This window comes from Anoxybacillus sp. UARK-01 (genome assembly GCF_002075365.1).
Lineage (GTDB): Bacteria > Bacillota > Bacilli > Bacillales > Anoxybacillaceae > Anoxybacteroides > Anoxybacteroides rupiense.
In genome coordinates this window covers 1-1727 of sequence record NZ_NASY01000033.1, presented here as the reverse complement: position 1 = coordinate 1727, position 1727 = coordinate 1, and the positions used below count along the sequence as shown (strand labels likewise).

The following is a 1727-nucleotide window of genomic DNA, read 5'->3' as shown; positions in this document are numbered from 1 at the left end:
GCTTTCCAACCGCCTTTTTTAAAGGCYTTATACCCATCATACGCCGCAAATCCCGCATTAATCGCCATCCAGACAAAATGCCCATCCGGATCGACCAACATCACCGGGTTGTTGTTCGCATATGTGTAGCCGTTCTGCGTCAAAATATCATCCGAATCTCCTGGATCAGGGTCCGTGGACAGGAACACACCATGGGTTGGGTGGTAGTAACGGGCCATGAGGTAGTACAATCCCGTCTCTTCATCATATTGGTATCCCGCATAGCGATATGGGTTTTCGTCTGCCATCTCACCGGATTTTGAAAGAAGTTGGCCCCATGTGTCGTACTCGTAACGAGCGACCACGTTTCCTTGCGCATCCGTTAACGCGATGACATCGCCATGCGCGTTGTAGTGGTAGAAATACGTCGCCCCGCCTTTTTTCATCGCCAACAGCTGGCCGTTTTCTCCGTATACATACGATTGTACCACATTTCCGCTCGCGTCGGTTTCATATAAGACGTTGAGGCTGTCGCCTTGGTAATGGTAGTTCGTCACCACGCCATTCACGTTCTTTTGAATGCGGCGGCCGTCGTCGTCATATTGGTAGGTGACAAACGGCGTGCTTTCGCCTTTTCTTGTAACGGAAACCAATTGATCGGCTTCGTTCCATTCATATCGATACTGGCCGTCTTCTAATCGGTTGCCGTTCGCGTCATACGTGATCGTTTCATCGCCGAAACGAACCAACTGATTCGCCGCATTATAATCGGCCGTCGTCGTCGTCGATGATCCCTCTTTCGTTTTCACGATTTTCGTCCGGTTCCCGAATCCATCGTACGTGTACTCGATCGTCGTTCCATCCGGCCATTGCTCTTCCACTAGTTGATCGAGCGCATCATAACGGTAAACGATCGCTTCTCCTGTTGAGGACTCGATTTTTGTCCGATTGCCGTTTTCGTCGTAACGGTACATTTCCGCCAATAACTCGGTTCCATCTGCCGTCCCCACTGACAGACTTTTCACCAAGCCGCGGTCGTCATACGTGAAGGTGGCACCCGCTTCATTTCCGGTGGTAAACGTGCGGACATGGCCTCTTTCGTCATAATCCAAACGGTACGTATACGTTCCATCTTGAACAACCGTATTTTGATCCAACGCGTTGTATTGGTAGGTGACGGTTTGGCTGAATGATCCGTGCGAGAACAGGAACTGTTGCAATTTATCCGAGGTGGTCGGATACGTCCATTTTTGGACTCCGCCGCGGTCGGATTGCTCCATCACACGGTTCTTCTCATCAAACTTTCTAGTCTTCGTCGTGCCGTCTTTTAAGTATTGAACCGAAAGTTCATTCCCATTTTTATCATAACTAAATTCGTAATACGGGACGTTGTTGTAGGAAATGGTTTTGACTCGTTCCGTTCCGTCATACGTCCATTGAATCGTGTTGCCTTTCGGCAAGACGGCTTTGATTTTATTGCCGTTGGCATCATACTCATTGGTTGTTACGTCATTTAATGGACCAACCGTTTTCAGGAGTTTTCCCGTCTTATCATACGAATAGGTAAATCCTTGTGACGGACCGCTGCTCGTTTGAATGACTTTCGAAGTCATGTTGCCGTTCAAGTCATAATCATATTGGACAGACGTTCCATTCGACATTAGGAGTTGATTTAAACGATTGGATGGGTCACACTTGTACTGTTTTTGATGTCCTCTCTCATCCTATTCACTTAACAGATTTCCTAC

General features: G+C 48.0%; 1 protein-coding gene. It reads right to left on the bottom strand.

What is annotated here, in order from left to right; translation table 11 throughout:
* Positions 1 to 1640 (bottom strand): RHS repeat domain-containing protein (locus B6A27_RS07270; RefSeq protein ID WP_483294910.1); only part of this gene is annotated, 1640 nt, incomplete at its 3' end.
* Positions 1641 to 1727 lie beyond the last annotated feature (87 nt).